The sequence below is a fragment of the Brevundimonas sp. LM2 genome (assembly GCF_002002865.1).
In the GTDB taxonomy this organism is placed as follows: Bacteria; Pseudomonadota; Alphaproteobacteria; order Caulobacterales; family Caulobacteraceae; genus Brevundimonas.
In genome coordinates, this window is record NZ_CP019508.1 from 3,464,441 (window position 1) to 3,481,064 (window position 16,624).

General features: G+C 69.7%; 18 protein-coding genes. 4 read left to right on the plus strand and 14 right to left on the minus strand.

Features of this window, described 5'->3' with window-relative positions:
- Positions 1-32 precede the first annotated feature (32 nt).
- The 3 genes from BZG35_RS16955 to BZG35_RS16965 are packed head-to-tail and all read right to left on the minus strand — an operon-like array spanning position 33 to position 2,958.
- Positions 33-992, minus strand: a complete 960-nt coding sequence (locus BZG35_RS16955; protein ID WP_077357491.1) for a FecR domain-containing protein — start codon at positions 990-992, stop codon at positions 33-35.
- Positions 904-1,533, minus strand: a complete 630-nt coding sequence (locus BZG35_RS16960) for an RNA polymerase sigma factor (protein WP_077357493.1) — start codon at positions 1,531-1,533, stop codon at positions 904-906. The genes BZG35_RS16955 and BZG35_RS16960 overlap by 89 nt, the downstream gene beginning before the upstream one ends.
- A 60-nt stretch (positions 1,534-1,593) precedes the next feature.
- Positions 1,594-2,958 (minus strand): YdcF family protein, encoded by a 1,365-nt coding sequence (locus BZG35_RS16965; RefSeq protein ID WP_150126085.1) that lies wholly within the window; start codon positions 2,956-2,958, stop codon positions 1,594-1,596.
- Positions 2,959-3,253: 295 nt separating this feature from the next.
- On the opposite strand from BZG35_RS16965, the gene BZG35_RS16970 reads away from it, so the two are divergent.
- The 4 genes from BZG35_RS16970 to BZG35_RS16985 all read left to right on the plus strand — a co-directional run bounded on the left by BZG35_RS16970 (position 3,254) and on the right by BZG35_RS16985 (position 9,155).
- On the plus strand, positions 3,254-5,788 hold the full coding sequence (locus tag BZG35_RS16970; RefSeq protein WP_171982007.1) for a TonB-dependent receptor: 2,535 nt from the start codon (positions 3,254-3,256) through the stop codon (positions 5,786-5,788).
- Between the two features lie 79 nt (positions 5,789-5,867).
- Entirely contained in the window at positions 5,868-6,830 is a 963-nt protein-coding gene (locus BZG35_RS16975; RefSeq protein ID WP_171982008.1) for a glycerophosphodiester phosphodiesterase family protein, read from the plus strand.
- Positions 6,827-7,738: a hypothetical protein gene (locus BZG35_RS16980; RefSeq protein WP_216351868.1), complete on the plus strand. Its 912-nt coding sequence runs from the start codon at positions 6,827-6,829 to the stop codon at positions 7,736-7,738. The genes BZG35_RS16975 and BZG35_RS16980 overlap by 4 nt, the downstream gene beginning before the upstream one ends.
- 487 nt (positions 7,739-8,225) lie before the next feature.
- Positions 8,226-9,155 (plus strand): nucleotidyltransferase and HEPN domain-containing protein, encoded by a 930-nt coding sequence (locus BZG35_RS16985; RefSeq protein WP_077357501.1) that lies wholly within the window; start codon positions 8,226-8,228, stop codon positions 9,153-9,155.
- Between the two features lie 37 nt (positions 9,156-9,192).
- On the opposite strand, the gene BZG35_RS16990 is transcribed toward BZG35_RS16985, so the two are convergent.
- From BZG35_RS16990 to BZG35_RS17040, 11 genes are all read right to left on the minus strand, one after another.
- The gene (locus tag BZG35_RS16990; RefSeq protein ID WP_371454822.1) at positions 9,193-9,456 is read right to left on the minus strand and encodes a hypothetical protein; all 264 of its coding nucleotides are present in this window, start codon (positions 9,454-9,456) and stop codon (positions 9,193-9,195) included.
- A 123-nt stretch (positions 9,457-9,579) separates the two neighbouring features.
- Positions 9,580-9,975: an AlpA family transcriptional regulator gene (locus BZG35_RS16995; RefSeq protein WP_077357503.1), complete on the minus strand. Its 396-nt coding sequence runs from the start codon at positions 9,973-9,975 to the stop codon at positions 9,580-9,582.
- Positions 9,965-10,150 (minus strand): hypothetical protein, encoded by a 186-nt coding sequence (locus BZG35_RS17000; protein ID WP_077357505.1) that lies wholly within the window; start codon positions 10,148-10,150, stop codon positions 9,965-9,967. The genes BZG35_RS16995 and BZG35_RS17000 overlap by 11 nt, the downstream gene beginning before the upstream one ends.
- A complete protein-coding gene (locus BZG35_RS17005) occupies positions 10,140-10,448 on the minus strand; it encodes a hypothetical protein (RefSeq protein WP_077357507.1) in 309 nt (102 codons plus the stop codon). Before BZG35_RS17005 ends, BZG35_RS17000 begins: the two co-directional genes overlap by 11 nt.
- A complete protein-coding gene (locus tag BZG35_RS17010; RefSeq protein WP_253189212.1) occupies positions 10,445-11,062 on the minus strand; it encodes a lytic transglycosylase domain-containing protein in 618 nt (205 codons plus the stop codon). The genes BZG35_RS17005 and BZG35_RS17010 overlap by 4 nt, the downstream gene beginning before the upstream one ends.
- A gap of 5 nt (positions 11,063-11,067) precedes the next feature.
- Positions 11,068-11,586, minus strand: a complete 519-nt coding sequence (locus BZG35_RS17015) for a S26 family signal peptidase (RefSeq protein ID WP_253189213.1) — start codon at positions 11,584-11,586, stop codon at positions 11,068-11,070.
- On the minus strand, positions 11,583-12,674 hold the full coding sequence (locus BZG35_RS17020; RefSeq protein WP_150126086.1) for a TrbI/VirB10 family protein: 1,092 nt from the start codon (positions 12,672-12,674) through the stop codon (positions 11,583-11,585). Before BZG35_RS17020 ends, BZG35_RS17015 begins: the two co-directional genes overlap by 4 nt.
- Positions 12,675-12,760: 86 nt before the next feature.
- Positions 12,761-13,825, minus strand: a complete 1,065-nt coding sequence (locus BZG35_RS17025) for a TrbG/VirB9 family P-type conjugative transfer protein (RefSeq protein WP_077357513.1) — start codon at positions 13,823-13,825, stop codon at positions 12,761-12,763.
- On the minus strand, positions 13,804-14,487 hold the full coding sequence (gene trbF / locus BZG35_RS17030) for a conjugal transfer protein TrbF (protein WP_077357515.1): 684 nt from the start codon (positions 14,485-14,487) through the stop codon (positions 13,804-13,806). Before trbF ends, BZG35_RS17025 begins: the two co-directional genes overlap by 22 nt.
- Positions 14,488-14,490: 3 nt before the next feature.
- Positions 14,491-15,909, minus strand: a complete 1,419-nt coding sequence (gene trbL, locus BZG35_RS17035) for a P-type conjugative transfer protein TrbL (protein WP_253189214.1) — start codon at positions 15,907-15,909, stop codon at positions 14,491-14,493.
- A gap of 10 nt (positions 15,910-15,919) precedes the next feature.
- Entirely contained in the window at positions 15,920-16,594 is a 675-nt protein-coding gene (locus BZG35_RS17040) for a conjugal transfer protein TrbJ (protein WP_253189215.1), read from the minus strand.
- Between the last annotated feature and the right edge of the window lie 30 nt (positions 16,595-16,624).

The window sequence follows — 16,624 nt, forward strand, 5'->3', positions numbered from 1 at the left end:
GCGGCTCTATTTCGGGGATTTGGACGACCGTTTCACGACACGCCCCGCGCGTCGGTGATGGCGATCCGACCCGACAGTCTTTGAACGCCGACGCCGAACAGATCCTGCATCGTGCGGGCGAAGGCTTCGGGATCGGTGTTGCGGAAGGCCCCGACGACACGCAGATCGGCCGAGTCGCCGCGGACGTCGATCTGCAGGTCGTTGTAGTGATTGAACTCGCGGGCCGCCTCGGCCAGGGTCTCGCCGTCGAGGATCAGCAGGCCATCGCGCCAGCCGAGCCGGCGTTGGAGCGCATCCGCCTCCACCTTGCCGACCGCGATCGACCGGGTCGCGTCCGCCAGCGTCAGCTCCGCGCCGGAGCCCAACCGGCGAACATCCCGCGGCGCGGCGGTGGTCCAGGCCTCCACCACCCCCTGCACGATCGTCAGCCGGGTCTCGCCGTCCCGAAGGCGCACGACCAGTTCCACAGCCGCAGCGGCCCGGGCGTGCAGGTCGCCGACGTCCAGACGCAGGGGGCGGACCGCGTCGGCCGTCGCCGACAGCCAAGCCTCCCCGGCGTCCAGCGTCAAATGCCGTGTCGCGCTCGAAAGCGCGACATCCAGGCGTGAACGGCTGTCGAGGACAGCGGTCGAGCCGTCATCCAGGGCGATGCGGCGGGTTTCGCCCGCCCCGGTGCGCAGTCGCAGGACCGGATCGCGACGCGTCAGGTAGACCGCGCCCGTCGCCAGGGAGGCCGCCATCACGCCGCCGCCGGCCAGCAGCGCGCGCCGATTCATCACCCGGCGGGGCGCGCGGACGTCGTTGGAGTTCAACTGGCCGGCGGCATGCAGGATGGCCTGGGCGCGCGCGAACGCCCCGCGGTGGCGGCGGTCTGCGCCGAGCCAGAGATCGAGCCGGTCGGCTTCATCGGGGCTTATCGCGCCCGCGTCGACCCGTGCCGCCCAGTCCGCCGCTTCCGCGTCGATCTCGCCGTGATGATGCAGCGTCGGCATGCGTACCTGGAGTCCGTTCTAACTGTGTCTGAGGGAGAGTCTTGCGGGCCAGGGCCTGCATCAGGAGCCTGAGACCGAGGGTCATTTCCTTTTCGACCGTCTTCTCGCTGATTTGGAGCCGCCGCGAAACGTCCTTCTGGCTCATACCCCACATCTTCCGCAGCTCGAAAACCTGCCGACACTGGCTCGGAAAGGTGGCGATGACCGCGCCCACCTGGGCCAGGATGCGCCGGTCGTTGGCGATCCGTTCCGGCGAACTGATCGCCTCGGGCGCTTCCAGCTCGTCCATGATGCTGGCGATGTCGATACTGACCACCGGGGTCAGGCGCAGATGATCCTGGGTCGCCTCGCGAACCACCCGCAGGAACAGGGTGCGCGGCTGGGCCTCGGCCACCGCGTCGCCGAGCTCGAGCAGGCGGCAATAGACTTCCTGGATGATGTCGTCCTCCTCGGCCGGACTGACCGAGGTGGAGCGGATCCACGCCCGCGCCTCCGCCTCGTGCGGAAGGACTTCGCGCGAAAGCCAGGCGACCACGCTCATGTCGGGGCGAGGGCTCAAGTCAGATCTTCCGAAGGCGAAGCGATGAGGCGGGACGGATGGTCATGGATCCATCGGGTCCGTGGCCTCGCGATGCAGCGAGGTCAGGACCGGGGCGAACTCATAGGTATCGAAGTCGAGTCGGCGCCCCAGAACGAAGGGTACGTAGCCATAGTCGTTCACGCAGCGGGCCGCGAAGATGGCGCTGGCGATATAGGTCACCTGGCCCGACACCAGCGCCTTCATCCCGCGCGGCGATCCCATGCTGAAGATCAGCCGGGCGGCGTTGCGCATGTTGCTGGTCGTGTGCCGCGCCACGGGATCGATCAGGATGGCGTCGCCGGGGATGCCGTGATGAGAGATCAGGAAACGCTTCATCTGCAACGCCTCGTTGAACGGGGTGCCGATGGGCCGGAGCGTTCCCCCGGAGACGATGATCACCGGAGCCCGGCCCGCGCGATAGTGTTCGACGCCGCGCCGCAGCCGAATCCGGGCCGCCGGGTTCAGCGGTTCATAGGCGACCTCGGGCGAATAGCCGGGAACCAGAATGGCCGCATAGGGGAAGTCGCTCCAGCGGACCCCGGCCAGACGGGCCATCGTGGCGGCGTTCTCGCGATCCTGCAGGTCGCTCTGCCGAACCGCATCGTCCCGCAGGTTGGCGTCCATCAATTCCAGGGCGAAGGCCCGCGACAGGTCATAGGCGGGGCCCGGCTGGTCCGCCCGGCGGGCGACCTCGCGGATCAACTGGCCCAGCAGGCCCTGATAGTAACGGCCGTCGACCGGATAGATGACCGAGTCGATGTCCGCGTATCGCGGTGCCTCGCCCAGAGCATAGACCCGGATGATGCGGTCGATCGACGATTGCGCCTCGGTCCACGCGCGCACCAGCAGGGCGCGATCGTCCAGCGCCGCGTCGCGATGGAAACGCCCCGAGGGCCGCATGTGCGCGTCCACCAGGCGCCGCACGGCCGGGGTGCGATCGTAGACCCGGCCGACGGCCGCGGCCGCCCGGGCGCGTTCGTCGTCGGTCCATCGCAGGGCCTCGGGCGCGCAGGCGGCCGGGCCCTCGAAGACGCGATTTTCGGCCGCGGCCTCCAGGACGGCTTCGCACGCCGCGGCCGCGGTGCGGGCGCGCCCGGCCGCTGCGTTCCGGATCGCCTCGAGATCGGCATCGGCGCTCAGGGCGGCCAGCGCTTCGGGCGACTGTTCGAACAGGGTCAGGAGATAGAAGTTCAAATCTTGCAGGGGCGAGGGCCCAGCCAGCGGCCGGTAGGCCAGATCGACGTCCGCGTCGCGCGCGGCCCCGGCGGCGTTCGGCGTCGGCTGGCCGGCGTCCTGCGACGCCGCGGCACCGCTCATCGTGAGAAGCCCCAGGGCCGTGCCGAACACCAGTGCGGCCGTCGCCGCGCGCCGCGATCGCAGAGCCATGATCGTCCTCCTGTCCGGTCCCGTCGCGAGCGTGGCCCGGCTGACGTACGCAGTTGAAGGACGTGTCGATGGCAAGTCAACACGGGCAGCGGGCATTATTATAGTGTGAACTAATCCTGACAAACGCATCTAAGTTTAGCAAAATTGAGCGCGCGACGATAAGAGTCATGCAACCAGCAAACCAGTTGTAAATCGGTCATCAATTCCTCCTAAGGGTCCGCCGCCGTTTCTCTTGGGGGTTGGACTCATGTCTTCAAAAATGACTTTGAATCGTTATGGAATTCTCTTCGCGACTGTGAGCGCAGCCGGTCTGGCCGGGGGGCTGGTCGCGCCGGCGTCGGCCCAGACCGCTGACAGCCAGGCCAGCCAGGTCGACGAGATCGTCGTCCTCGGCTACCGGGCCCAGAACGAACGCTCGGTGGCGACCAAGCGCGACGATCCGCGCATCGCGGAATTTCTGACCAGCGACGATATCGGGCAGCAGCCCGACTACAACATCGCCGACAGCTTCCGCCGCGTTCCCGGCGTCCAGACCGTGTTCGACGAGGACGAGGGCCGCTACGTCTCGGTGCGCGGCCTGAACCCCAGCTACACCCTGGGCAGCCTCGACGGCGCGACCCTGGCCACGGCCGAGCGCGGCAATCGACAGTTGAACATGGAAGCCATCCCGTCGACCGCCGTGGGCGGGCTGGAAGTCATCAAGTCGCGCACGCCCGACGCCGACGGCAACGCCATCGGCGGACTGGTCAACCTGCGCACGCGGTCGGCCTTCGACCACAACGGGCTCTACGCCGTCGCCAACGCCTTCATCGGCGGCTCGAACTCCACGGCGGTTCCCGGCGAAGGGTACAGCCGCGACAGCGACGACGGCCTGAACTATCGCGTCGACGGCACCGTCTCGACGACCTTCGGCGACCAGGACCAGTTCGGCGTCCTGCTGAGCGCCAACTACAGCCAGAAGCGCCGGGACCAGGAGCGTTTCGGCGCCTCGGGCACGGTCACCTCCAGCACGCCGACCCCGGCCCCCGCCGGCGTCAGCGCCCTCTACCAGGGCTATCCCAACACGGTCGATCGCTATGGGGCGACGCTGAAGCTGGAGTACAAGCCGACCGACGCATTCCAAGCGGGCCTGACCCTGTCGCATTACCAGCAGGACGACAACGAGCTGCGCCTCTCGCATCAGCTCGCAACCACGGCGGGCCAGACGTTCGTGCGCTTCAACGACTTCCCCCTCGAGAAGCCGCTGACGGTGATCCAGGCCCAGATGAAGTGGAGCCCGGCCGAGCTGCACCGGATCACGGCGCGCGTGTCGCATTCGGACGCGACCTTCCTGGAGGACTCGCGCCAGCTGCAGTTCAACCTCTCGGGGGCTGCCCCGACGTTCAGCACGGCGCTTCGCGACCGGATCGTCTATGCGACGAACATCGATCCGCGCTTCACCGACTCGACCCAGTACCGGTTCTCGTCCTTCGCCCCCTACATCGACGATTCCAAGGACACGGTGCGGGAGGCCCAGGCCGACTACGCCTACAATCGCGAGTCCCAGAGCCGGGGCTGGGGCTTCCAGACCGGGGTGAAGCTGCGCCAGACCGAGCGGGACAACGACCGGACCCAGACGGTCTACAGCGCCTATACGGGCACCGCGCCCCTGACGCTGAACAATTTCGAGCGCCGCGCCGACTATCAGCCGATCGCGGGCGGCTTCAACCAGCTGTTCCTCGACTACTCGGCCTTCGACACCTTCTTCAAGGCCAACCGCGCCGCCTTCACCGTCAACACCGCCAGCACCAACATCAACACCATCGGCTCGGACTGGGTGGTCACCGAGGACGTCCTGGCCGTCTACGGCCTGGCGGAGCATCGCGGCGAGCGCCACCGCCTCATCCTCGGCGGCCGCTGGGAACAGACCGAGACCGACATCGACCGCATCCGCCGCACCGGCACGGGCGCCAACCTCAGCGACTTCTCCGCGGTCTCTCAGTCGGGCGACTATGACAACTTCCTGCCGTCGGCGACCCTGTCCTATGACGTGACCGACGACGTGAAGCTGCGGCTGGCCTATTCCAAGGGCGTCGGCCGCCCCAACCCGAGCCAGCTCGGCGGGGCGGAGACCGTCAATCCGGACGGCGGCATCTCGCGCGGCAATCCCGACCTGCTGGCCCGCGAAGGCCAGTCCTACGACGCCTCGCTGGAATACTATCTGCCCGGCGACGGCGGTTTGATCTCGGTCGGCGTGTTCCACAAATCCATCGAGAACGAGATCTACACCCTGCTGACGCGCGAACTCGTGGACGGCGTCACGGTGGACGTGTCCCAGCCGCAGAACGCCGCCGATGCCAAGGTGAGCGGGCTGGAGCTGAACTTCATCCGCAACCGGCTGGACTTCCTGCCGGGCGTCCTCGCCGATTTCGGCGTCTCGGCCAACGCCACCTGGCTGGACGCGGAGACGAGCCTGCTGGGGACCAACGGCGTCGGCCGGAACGTCGACTTCCTTCCGGGCCAGTCGGACTTCCTCGGCAATCTGGCCGTCTTCTACGAGCGCGGCGATTTCCGCGGCCGCGTCAGCTACGCCTATGTCGGCGACGCCTATGCGTCGGCGGGGAGCAGCCCGGCCAACGACCGGATCCTCGAGGCCTCGCACCAGGTCGACCTGCAGGCCCGCTACGCCATCAGCGACCGGTTCGAGGTGATCGGCGAGGTCCGCAACCTGATCGACGACGAGAAGATCACCTATGGCAACGTCGAATCCGGCGGGCGCACCTATGAACTGGCGACCGACGTCAGCTTCTACGGCCGCCAGTTCTGGGCCGGCGTGGCGATGCGTTTCTGATCCGTCGGCGACGGCCGGGACCTCTCCCACGGGGTCTTGGCCGTCGCGTCCATCACCCTGTTCGACACCAGGAGCTGTCATGCGAAGTTTTTCCCTTACCGCCGCTCTGGCGATCGTCATCGCCGCGGCCGCCCCGGCATGGCCGGGCCGCGTCCAGGCGAAGGCTCAGGCGCAGGCGCGCGCTGACGTCGGCGCGGATCGCATCGCCGCGTTGCGTGCCCTGGTCGCTGACCCCGCGGGGCCGGTGCTGGTGATCGCCCACCGCGCCTGCTGGAAGGACGCTCCGGAGAACTCCCTGCCCGCCATCGCCGCCTGCCGCAGGCTGGGCGTGGCCATGGTCGAGCTGGACGTGCGACGCACGCGCGACGGCCACCTGGTGCTGATGCACGACGCGACGGTCGACCGCACCACCGATGGCCACGGCGCGGTCGTGGATCTGACTCTCGCGCAGATCCAGGCCCTGCGCCTTCGCACCGGGGCCGGCGGTCCGGGCGCGGCCTTGACCGATCTGGCGCCCCCCACCCTGGAGGAGGCGCTGGAAGCGGCTCGGGACGGGGTCCTCATCAATGTCGACGCCAAGGCCGAGGTGTTCGATCAGGTCGGCACGCTGCTGGAGAGGCTTGATCTGACCGACCACGTCCTGATGAAGACGGCGGTGGTTCCCGCAGCGGGCCAGCCCTTCCCCGCCTTGTTCCGGAGCGCGCTGTTCATGCCGATCGTGGATGAACGGCAGGGGCCCATGGCGGCCGCCATTGCCCCCTACGACCCCCTGTCGCCGGTCGCGGCTGAGGTGCTGTTCCGCGACGAGGCCTATTTCAGCGCCAGCGTGCGCACCCTGAAGGCCGCCGGTCGTCGCGCCTGGATCAACACTCTCGGCCCGACCCACGCCGCCGGGCATGTGGACGCGGACGCCGCCGCCGATCCCGAAGCGCACTGGGGCCATCTGATCGACCTCGGCGCCAGCATGATCCAGACCGACGAGCCCGAGGCGCTGATCGCCTATCTGGCCCGCCGCGCCGCCCGGCCGGCAGCCCGCCGATGATCCGCTCCGCCCTCGTGATCGGGGCCTGCGCGGCCTTGACCTGCGCCTCGCCGAGCCTGGCCCAGACCCTGGCTCCGGCGCACCCGGGCGCGCCGCTGGAGCCGCCGGTCCTCCAGCATTTCCCGCGCCGGGAGGAGCGGCCCATCCCGACGCCGCCGCCCGCACCGGTCTATGAAAGCGTCGAACTGCGCCGCTATCCGGCGGCCGAGGCCGGCCAGGCGGCGCTGGGCCACGGCGACGACTTCTACGCCATCGTCAACACCCGGCTGGGCCGCTACGCCAAGGCGGATGGGCGCAAGCTGGCGGAGTGGTCCGGCGATCGCACACAGTTCGTGCATCTGAACGCCTGTCTGATCGTCGGCGAGGATCTCGTCTGCGCCCATTCCAACTATCCCCATGTGCCGATGGCCAGCTCCGTCGAATTCTTCGATCCGGTCACGCTGGAGCATCGTCGGTCCGTCAGCCTGGGCGAACAGATCGGGTCCCTGACCTGGGTCGACTGGCACGACGGCGCCTGGTGGGCCGCCTTCGCCAACTACGACGACCGGGGCGGCGAACCGGGCCGCGACCATCGCTACAGCCAGCTGGTGCGATTCGACGACCAGTGGCGACGGACCCAGGGCTGGACCTTCCCGGCCGAGGTCCTGGCGCGGATGGCGCCCACCTCGACCTCCGGCGGAGGATGGGGAGACGACGGCCTGATCTACATGACCGGGCACGATGCGCCGGAGCTGTATGTGATGCGCCTGCCGGACGCCGGCTCCAGACTGGTCCATGTCGCGACCTACCGCGTCGGCTTCGCCGGTCAGGGGTGGGCATGGGACCGGACCGAGCCGAGGGTCCTTTATGGCATCGACCGCGGGACGCGCGAGGTGGTCGTCGCCCAGGTGCCGCCCCTGCCGCGCTAAAGTTCGCTCGGCGAAGAATCGGATCTGCGGCTAGCACGCGATCAACCCGCCAGCGGCAAACAGCTCCATGGAAGCCGGGTGGATGACCGCTCTTGGTGCTGAACTGAAGGTCCGTTCATGGCGCAAAGCTGACATGGTCAAGTTGGCCGCCAAGCGCGAGGGTCAGCGCGGCAGGACGACGGTGACTTAGGAAAGCGATAAGCGGCCGACGACGGTGGCCGAGGCTCCTTGGTTGCTTTGCGAACATGAGCAAGCGAGAGTGAGCCTGTCCGCTCGGCTGGCCGGCGCTATGTCCAGGCTTGCGCTAAAGGCACCGGCGCACCCAATCTCAGGTGTTCTCAACGGTCCGGCGGACACCCTTCCCTCTTGGCGCTTGACCGGTCTGCGGTGCTAGACTCTGGAACGTGAGTTGAGGCGTAGATGCGAACCCAAAAGACAATCACCGTGAGCGATCGAGCAGACCGCGTGACCTTGAGGCAGGGTCGCCGTGCGGGCTGATCTGGATCATCTGCCTCATCGCCAGCAGCACGAGCTGGAGCGCGTCCGGACGACGCTGCTGACGGAATTCGATGCTGCCATCCACAGCGGCGGCGGCGGCACCCAGTCCTGGCGGCGTGACGGCAAGGTGCTCAAGATCATCCTGTTCGGGTCCTATGCGCGGACCGACTGGGTGGACGAGCCGGACAACGGCTACCTCTCGGACTTCGATCTCCTGGTGATCGTAAACCACGAAAAGTTGACCAACGTTCACGACTACTGGTTCGTCGCCGAGGACAAGATCCTGCGCGACCCGGCAGTCGGCCGGACGGCCAACCTCATCGTCCATACGATGACAGAGGTGAACCAGGCACTGAGTCGGGGCGAATATTTCTGGACCGACATCATCCGGGACGGGATCGTCCTCTACGAACTCCCGGGGTTTCCATTCGCGCGTCCGCAGCCAATGACGGCCAAAGATGCTGCGAAGATGGCGGCGCGGTATCTAACGAAGTACTCGGCATCCACGCGTGAGTGGTTGGACCTTGCCAGTTACGCGATTTCGAAAGGTAACCTCGGCGATTGGCCAAAGAAGGCGGCATTTAACCTGCATCAGGCCGTTGAAACGGCCTACGTCTGCATTCTCCTCGTCCACACTTTCTATTTTCCGCGCTCGCATAACATCAAGTTTCTGAGGTCTTTGGCGGAGGACGTGGATCATCGGCTGACGGCGGCCTGGCCTCGCGAGGGGCGGCCTGAGCGGCGACGGTTCGAGATGCTGAAGCGGGCCTATGTGGAGGCGCGGTACGGCGATCAGTACGACATCGGCCTGGAGGACCTGGAGGCGCTCTCAGCATCGGCGAGGGCCCTGGCTGACCTTGTGGCCTCGGTCTGCGAAGAGCGGCTGGCGGCGTTGAGGGCGGCAGCCGACGCCGACTGACTCCGGAGATCGCCGCGACGGCTTGCGGGCCCTGCCGTCACACGCTCCTGCGCTGGAAGGCGACCCGGTCGTGGCAGGGCAGCAGGCGGGCGCTATATCCGGCGTCCCGCCAGGCCCTCTGCTGGACGGCACGGGCCGGGGCGTCCCCGTCGGCCTCCGCCCACCACCCTGGCTGCCCGGCCTTGTTGGGGAGGAGGTAGCCGATGAGGTTCTCGATCTCGCGGAAACTCAGCTCGAGCGCGTCGGTCTTCTGGCGCTTGAGATAGGTCAGGAGCGGATCGTATTTGGACATCACAGCCAAGTTGCCCAGCTGGACTTCAAAATCAACTGCGGGGTATGGCCCGCGCAGGTGCCAGCGCCAGCTCATGCCGAAGACCGATGTCGTCAGCGCAGTAGCGGTTCGTGAGAGCTGTGGCCGCGCGCATCAGAAGTCGAAGCCGAGCTGGCCTTCGGCGATCGCCTTATCGGGCCTGCGGGGTCGCCTCTGTCTTGCGAGCTCAGGCATCGGCCGAGGCGGGTCGGCGAGCGGAGGCAGGGGTGGCGGCGCGCTGTCGATGACCTGGGTCTGGGGCGCGCGCCGGGTCGGCCTCGGGGGTACCGCTGCGACAGGAGCCCGCGCCATCGCCGAAGGCGTCCCCCGTGTCTCGTTCCACAGAGCGATGTCGCGTTCGCGCCAGGCGACCCGGCCCGGCGAAATCGGCACAGGGTGGGGGAAATCGCCGGCGCGTCGCAGCCGCCAGGCGGTCGTGCGCCCGAGGCCGGTGATGTCGTGCACCTTGCGCCAGGGCAGGAACCGATCGAGTCCGCCGTCATGGACCATGACGCCCCTCCAGGACGCGGGCCGCACGATCCTCCATCACCGCCGACAGCACGGCGGCGTCGTTGGCGGCGTCGACCGGGTCGCGGCCGAGCCAGACCAGCAACACGGCCTTGAGCGGATAGCTGACCGCCGGATCGTCCAGCAGGTCCTCCAGGGTCGGGCGATCAGCGGCCATGGGTCGCCTCCTGTCGGCGAGCCTCGCGCCTTAGCCGCTGCCGCTCGCTCGAGGAAGCGACCGGGGCCGAGATCTGCGCCTCGGCCCAGGCGGCCAGAAGGTCCAGCGGATAGTAGGGCTTGTTACGGATGTGACGGCAGGGCGGACCACCCGACCCCGTGGAATAGGCGCGGGCCAGGGTCGTCGGTTTCATGCGGATGCCCCTGCCCTCCAGGAAGGCCGAGGCCTGCGCCCGGGTCAGATGATCGGCGAGCGGGCCGGGCGCGGCAGGGGTGGGCGGGGTCGGTTCGGGCGTCATCGACCGTCCTCCGGCCGGGCGCATTCGGGCGAGGAGCGGACGCCGCGCCCCGCCGTGAGGGCCAGGTAACAGTCCACGACAGACGAGACATAGTTCCGGGTCTCGGTGATGTTCGGGATCCGGCCGAGGCGGGCGACGCGATCGGGACCCGAATTATAGGCGGCGAGCGCCAGCCTGACGTCGCCGAAACGCAACATCTGCCGGGCCAGGTAATCCGCCCCGCCCCTGAGGTTCTCGAGCGGATCGAACCGGTCGCTCACGCCCAGATCCCGGGCCGTTCCCGGCATCAGCTGGGTCAGTCCGCAGGCTCCGACCGGCGAGCAGGCTTCGGCGCGATAGGCGCTCTCGACGATGACGAGAGCGTGCAGAAGCTTGGGGTCCAGGCCATGCCGTTCGGCGGCGTCGGCGATCGCAAGGCCGTACGGCTGCAGGGGCGAGGCGAGGCGGGCGGATGTCGCCTCTGTGGTTTCGGGGGATGAGCTGGGCGGGCCTTCGGGCGCGGCGTCCGCGAACAGGTCGCCGCCGGCGCGGCGCCAGTCGACGGGAGTCTGGGCGTCAACCGGGCCGGCGGCGAACGCCAGGGCGAGGGCGGCGCTGGCGCGCGCTGGGGCCATGAGCCTCACCATGTCAGGGCCTCCCGATAGACGCCCTCGATCCGCACGGTGCGGACCGGCCCGAAATACCGGCTGTCGAGGCTATTGGGCGTATCGCCCAGCAGGAAGCGTTCGTCGGCTTCGAGCCGGCGGCAGCCGCGCCAGACGGGCAAGACGGTCCCCGCACGGTCCCTCGCATGGACCGGGAGCAATCGTCCGGGCGCCACGAGCCATCGGCCATCGGCGCAGACCGCGTCCCCGCCGGTGGCGGCCACGCGTTTGATCAGCCGGACGTCGGCGGGCATGCCGAGCCGGGCGGTGTAGGCGCGGATAGCCGGCGGCTGCGCGATCGTCACGACCGCCCCGCGCACGGGCGCAGCGTCGGAGATCCGGAGATAGAGACCTTTGGGCAGGCTGGGGCTTTCGTTGACGATCGCGGGTGCCGGGCTGTCGGTCATGGCCCCGCCCAGGAGGACCAGGGCGAGCGCGGGGCCGAGGGCCAAAGCGAGGATGCGGCGGGCGAAGAGGGTGTGGCGGCGGGTCATCGGCTGTAGGGCTCCAGGATCAGGTCGCGCGTGATCATCACCCGGACGGGCGCCCCGGCCCGGACCTGGATCGAGGGGCGCACGCCGAGTTCGCGGTCGATCAGGCGGCCGCCCACCTGGGAGGCCTCGATCGAGGCGGCGTCGCCGGCGCTGGCGATTACCGAGCGGTCATCCGACTGGCCCCGGGCCAGTTCGCCGAGGGTCGTGATGGCGCCCGCGAACAGGCTGGCGACCCCGAGCGACCAGAGCCGGCGCTGGGTCCGCCCCTGGACGCCCACGGCGCCCTGGCCATCGACCCCCGGCTCCTCGGTCAGGATCAGGCTCTTGCCGTTGGGCAGGATCAACCGGTCCCACACGAGAAAGGCCCGGCGGTCGCCATGGGCGCTGTCGCCCTCGTGGCGACCGATCAGGCGCGTGCCCTGGGGGATGACGAGATGGCGACCGGTGATGGAGTCGAAGACGTTCTGGGTGACGGTGGCGACCACGGGTCCGGGCCGCGCGGTGTCCACCGCCGTGAGGAGGACGCCGGGCACGATGGCGCCGGCCTTCAGCTCATACGGCGAAACGGGGGCGACCAGGCCGTGGGGGCTGTAGATCGCGCCGTAGTCCCGGCTGGTCGCATCCTGCGCCGCCCCCGCGCTGCTCGTATCGGGCGAGGCGGACGGACGCGCGCCGCCCTCGAAGAAGAGACCCGAGGCCGCCGCCTGCTGGGCGGGCCCCGGTCCTCGGGCGGACGGTGGGCGCGTCGGACCGGAGCGCGCGGCCGGGATCGGCGCCGGGGCGGCGATCGACGGGTCGGTCCGGGTCCCCTGCCCCGGCCGGCGCGGTGCGGGGAGTTCCTCGGGTCCAGTGGGCAGCCGATCGTAGCTGGCGGGCTGTTCGGTGACGCGGTCGGACGGACGGACCCCGCCCCGGGCTTCGTCAGGACGGTCCGCCTCGGCCGCGTCGCGGGCCTTGGCCTTGAGATCCGGCTGGATGATGAAGGCCCAGGTCAGGGAGGCGGAGAGCAGCAGGGCCGCGCCGCACACCATGGCCTGAACGACGGGCTTGCGGATGCGGACCGCGCTTGGGCGAGCCGCACGCCCCATCAGCGGCGGCGGCGGCGCCTTTGGCGTGGGAGGCGTATCGGGTGCGTCCGGAGGCGTTGCCCTGTCGTTTGGAGGGGGGCGATCGGTCATCGCGCCGCTCCTTCCAGGCGACGGATACGCACGACTTGCGGGCGCAGGTCACCCAGTCGCAGCTCGGCCTCGTCGAACAAACGGTCCACGATCAGCACGCCCTCGGCCTGGCGGTAGTTCACGAGCTGGAGGTCCTCCCCCGACCGGACGAACAGGGCCGGCGCCTCGTCGGTCTCGGCATCCGACGACAGGGTGATGAAGGTGCGGACGCCGTCATTGAGGACCGCCGTCGGCGTCCAGCGGGGCGCGCGCCCCCGGGGCTCGATCCGGTACCGGGTGTCCGGGATGCCCTGCGGGCTGACCACCGAGACATCGACCGGCGGCAGGCCGTCGGAGATCGGATCCAGTGGGGCCGATCCGGCGGCGCCATAGTCCCAGGCGACCGCCGCGTTGAAGGCATCCGCAGCCCCACTGCGCAACGTCAGCAGATAGACCCGCTGACTGGTGGTGATCACCAGATTGGTTTCCAGGCCCGTCTGCAGCGGCTTGATCAGGACATGGGTGCGGGTGCTCGACCCGGCGCCCGACTGGCTCTCGCCGATCTGCCAGCGGACGGTGTCCCCGGCCGCCTTGGCCGAGACCGTCTCGCCGGGCGCCAGGGTCAGGGCGGTGACGCGGAGCGGCGCGGTCCAGACATCGTAGACCCGACCCTCGCCCCAGGCGAAGACGCGCACGCCGCCGACGAAGGCATCCTCGCTGGAGGCCGCCCGCGCAGACCGGTTGGCGGCGGCGATCGCCGGGCGACCCACCGGCTCGGTGGCAGCCGGTCGATCGACCGCGCGGCGGAGGGGCGCGCGGGCGGTTTCGATTTCGGCGAGGTAGGGGCGCGGACCCGGGCCCGTCGGCGAGGCGCGAGAGGCATCGGCGGGGTCCGGACCCAGCGGGGCGGCGTCGGTGTCGACCGCAGGCGCGAGAACGGCGGGCATGGCCGTCGCGGCCGCCGCAGCCAAGGGGGCGACACGCGCCGTCGGCGGGGCGGCGCCGGCGTCGGGTCGCAGGAGGGCGCAGCCGCCTGTCAGCAGACAGAGGGCGACCGTGCTCAGGAAGCGTCGGGGGTCCATGATACGTCCTCGATTTTAAGGCCCAGGGGATTTTTCATCAGCTCCGCCTCGGTCCTGGGAGGTTGCTGGGTGACGGTGATCAGGGCGCGCCAGCGTTCGGCGCCGGCCTGCTGACCGTTGAGAAAGCGGGTCTCGCGCCACTGCAGGTCGAAGGTCCTCTCGCTGCGTCGCACGACGTTGAGAACCTCGACGGTGATCGCCTCGCGTCCCGCCTCGGCGAAGGGGTCGTGGGTCTGGGCCCAATCGTTCAGGAAGCCGGAGGCCCCGGGGGTCAGAAGTTCATAGGCCCGGAGCCAATTCTGCCGGATGACGATCGGATCGATGGACTTGGACCGGACGTCGCGGATCCATTGCGCCAGGGCATAGCCGGTCTGGGCCTCCGTCGGCTCATAGCGGCCGTCCAGGGCGGTGATCCGCTGGGTCTGGCCCCAGTCGGAGACCTCGACCACGAACGGACGCACGAGCGCCCGGTCCGCCTGGACCCACCAGCCGGCTCCCAGGAAGGCCGCCAGTCCCAGGTTGGCCAGGGCGATGCGGCGCCAGTTGCGCGCGTGGGCAATGGAGAGCCCCATGCGGTCGTCCCAGACCTGGCCGGCGCGTTGGTAGGGGGTGGCGTCCGGCGAGGCGCTCAGGCGTCGCTTCGGCTTGAAGAAGGGATGCATGGATCAGGTCTCCTCGGAGCGTATGGACGGGGACAGGGAGCCGCTGGTCTCGCCGGCCGGCATCAGGCCGCGACCGCTGTTGGCGACGAAGAAAGCCTGGAGGGCGGCCGATCGACTCGCCGGGGCGCGGGCCCCGGAACGAGCGACATCCTGCGGCAGCGGGGGATAGGACCCGCCTTCCCCCCGCCCAAGCGCAGGGGGGCGAGAGGAAGACCCGATCTCGGCGCTCGTTGGTGCGGTGCCCGCCGCGTCTCCGGTCGCGGCCGAGACGGACGGTGTCACGGGCCCGGTAGGGGATGACGGCGACGGGGGCGCGGCGGACGGGCCGGGCCCGCCGGACGCCGTGCGCTGGGAAACTCCGCCTTGGGCGCGAGCGGACCCCGATGGCGAGGACGGCGGCGTCCCGGGAGACGGACGGGGGCTTGAGGGGCCTGCGCCAGACGGCGAACCGCTGCCGCCCGGTGGGCGGGCCGAGGACGCGGCGCCCGAGGCCGATCGCGCCGAACCGCTGACCGCCGCCGCCCGGCCGGCCATGGCGCCCGCCCCGGCCGCGGCGCCGGCGGCGAGCGCGCCGGCCCCGGCGACGGCCAGGCCGCCGGTCAGGGCGGAGCCGGCCGCCAGGGCGGGCCCCCCCGTCACCAAGGCCGAGGCGAGGTTCGGGATGAAGATCGCCAGCATCGCCAGCAGCAGGGACGCCACCAGGATGGTCAGGGCCTCGTAGACATCGGGGTTCGCCGACGGCTGCAGCTGGTCGAAGATCGTGCGGGCGCCGGAGACCACGATCGCCAGGGCGAGCACCTTCAGCCCCGAAGAGACGACATAGCCCAGCGGCCGCTCGGCGAGGAAGGCGGTCTTGTTCCAGATGCCGAACGGCAGGAGCACGAAGCCGCCAAGGGTGACGATCTTGAACTCCAGCAGGGAGACGATGATCTGCAGGGCCAGGATGGCGAAGGCCAGCATGATGCCGATCATCGCCAGGCCCAGGATCAGGGCGTCGGCCATATTGCCCATGACATCGAGCGGATTGTCGACCGGCGCGGGTGTCTCCCCGAGCGCCCTGACGATCTCCCAACCCTGCTGGAGGATGGCCCCCGGGTTGAGAAACTCCTCCCGGGTCAGCGAGCCGCCGCCCGCGGTGAGACCGAGTTCGAGAAAGCCGGCGTAGATCGTCTCGGACAGGGCCTGCCAGTCGTTGATCAGCCAGGCGAAGGTCCCGATCAGAAGCACCTTGCCGAAGCCGGAGGCGAGCACGTCACGGTTCGGGGACAGGGCCCACTGGATGCCGGTCAGGGCGACGACCAGGGCGATGAGGAGCCCGAACACGCCGTTGACCGAGCCCTGAAGGGCGTCGAAGCCGGCCGTGACGGTGTTCGAGAACACCACCATCAGCTCGTTCGGGGTTTCCATGCCGGGGCCGACCATCGGACGCGCCTCAGTCCCGGGCGTGGCTGAAGGGATCGAAGGACGGCGCGCGCGGGGCCGTCGACGCGCGACCCCAGAACCGGTGCCGGGCCTCTGCGGCCGCATCGCGTTCGGCCGCCTGGCGAGCCGTGGCCTCGGCCATCAATCGCGACTGGGCCAGCAGGGTGGTTCGCATGCTCGCCAGATCCTCGGCGAGCACGGCCAGCATCTGGGTGGAGGACTGGATGGCGGCGGTCTGGCCTTCAGCCGCCTCGCTGGCCGACAGGGCACCTCTGAGCCTCTGGTCCCGCCCCGCGCTCAGGCGCTCGAGTTCGGCGGCGGAGCGGGCCACGTCCTCCGCGGTCCGACGCGCCGTGGTGCTGCGCTGCTCGCCGAGCGCCAGAAGGTCCGCGCCGGAGAGATCGTCCGGATAGAGGTCGGCGAACTGGCGCTGGACCCCCTCGAGCGTTGCAGCGGCGCCGCGCACGGTGCGGGCCAGTTCACCGATGTCGCGCAGCGTCGCCGAGGTTTCCGCGAGATGGCTATAGGGCGAGGCCGCCAGGGTGCGGGCCTCGTTGGCGAGCTGACGGGCCTCGTTGGCGAGGCTCTCGAGCTGACGCGCCGCCTGCAGGCTGGTCTGCACATGGGCGCGTGGATCGAACACGATCTGCTGGCCGCGCGCGGGCGGGCCGGCGGTCACGGCCATCGACAGGACGGCCAGAGCGACGAGGGCGGA

Bases quoted from the DNA above. Each gene is read 5' to 3' on its own strand.
- BZG35_RS16955 (WP_077357491.1), bottom strand. From the start codon at position 992: ATGCCGACGCTGCATCATCACGGCGAGATCGACGCGGAAGCGGCGGAC.
- BZG35_RS16960 (WP_077357493.1), bottom strand. From the start codon at position 1,533: ATGAGCGTGGTCGCCTGGCTTTCGCGCGAAGTCCTTCCGCACGAGGCG.
- BZG35_RS16965 (WP_150126085.1), bottom strand. From the start codon at position 2,958: ATGGCTCTGCGATCGCGGCGCGCGGCGACGGCCGCACTGGTGTTCGGC.
- BZG35_RS16975 (WP_171982008.1), top strand. From the start codon at position 5,868: ATGCGAAGTTTTTCCCTTACCGCCGCTCTGGCGATCGTCATCGCCGCG.
- BZG35_RS16980 (WP_216351868.1), top strand. From the start codon at position 6,827: ATGATCCGCTCCGCCCTCGTGATCGGGGCCTGCGCGGCCTTGACCTGC.
- BZG35_RS16995 (WP_077357503.1), bottom strand. From the start codon at position 9,975: ATGGTCCATGACGGCGGACTCGATCGGTTCCTGCCCTGGCGCAAGGTG.
- BZG35_RS17000 (WP_077357505.1), bottom strand. From the start codon at position 10,150: ATGGCCGCTGATCGCCCGACCCTGGAGGACCTGCTGGACGATCCGGCG.
- BZG35_RS17005 (WP_077357507.1), bottom strand. From the start codon at position 10,448: ATGACGCCCGAACCGACCCCGCCCACCCCTGCCGCGCCCGGCCCGCTC.
- BZG35_RS17010 (WP_253189212.1), bottom strand. From the start codon at position 11,062: ATGGCCCCAGCGCGCGCCAGCGCCGCCCTCGCCCTGGCGTTCGCCGCC.
- BZG35_RS17015 (WP_253189213.1), bottom strand. From the start codon at position 11,586: ATGACCCGCCGCCACACCCTCTTCGCCCGCCGCATCCTCGCTTTGGCC.
- BZG35_RS17020 (WP_150126086.1), bottom strand. From the start codon at position 12,674: ATGGGGCGTGCGGCTCGCCCAAGCGCGGTCCGCATCCGCAAGCCCGTC.
- BZG35_RS17025 (WP_077357513.1), bottom strand. From the start codon at position 13,825: ATGGACCCCCGACGCTTCCTGAGCACGGTCGCCCTCTGTCTGCTGACA.
- trbF (WP_077357515.1), bottom strand. From the start codon at position 14,487: ATGCATCCCTTCTTCAAGCCGAAGCGACGCCTGAGCGCCTCGCCGGAC.
- trbL (WP_253189214.1), bottom strand. From the start codon at position 15,909: ATGGTCGGCCCCGGCATGGAAACCCCGAACGAGCTGATGGTGGTGTTC.
- BZG35_RS17040 (WP_253189215.1), bottom strand. From the start codon at position 16,594: ATGGCCGTGACCGCCGGCCCGCCCGCGCGCGGCCAGCAGATCGTGTTC.